1 protein-coding gene is annotated in these 552 nt (G+C 62.5%); it reads left to right on the plus strand.

Features of this window, described 5'->3' with window-relative positions; translation table 11 throughout:
• Positions 1-552: DNA topoisomerase (locus A3754_RS19715; protein ID WP_231880705.1), on the plus strand; the 552-nt coding region annotated here is incomplete at both ends.

Genomic DNA, 552 nt, shown 5'->3' on the forward strand with positions numbered 1-552 from the left:
ACAGCGGTGACGGCGAAGCCCTGCGCCTGCAGGTGGCCAAGCATAACGGCCAGGCGTTCCGGCCCAATAACGGTGACGACGCCGGCGCCCACAAGCAGGCACTGGAAAATGCTGGCACCCTGACCATCAGCCAGCGTGAGCAGCGGCCCACCCGCTCCAAGCCGTCGGCGCCTTTTATTACCTCTACCCTGCAGCAGGCCGCGAGCACCCGCCTGGGCTTCGGGGTGAAAAAGACCATGATGATGGCGCAGCGGCTTTATGAAGCCGGCCACATTACCTACATGCGTACCGATTCCACCAACCTGAGTTCAGACGCCGTGGCGGCCTGCCGGGAGTGGATTGGCGAAAAACTGGGTGACAAGTACCTGCCTGATGCGCCGCTGTCCTACAGCAGCAAGGAAGGGGCCCAGGAAGCGCACGAAGCCATTCGTCCTTCGGATGTGCGGCGCACCTCGGATTCCCTGAAAGATATGGAGCGCGACGCCCAGCGCCTGTACGAGCTGATTCGTCGACAGTTCATCGCCTGCCAGATGCCCCCGGCGGAATATCTGA

The organism is Alcanivorax sp. HI0083 (genome assembly GCF_001635175.1).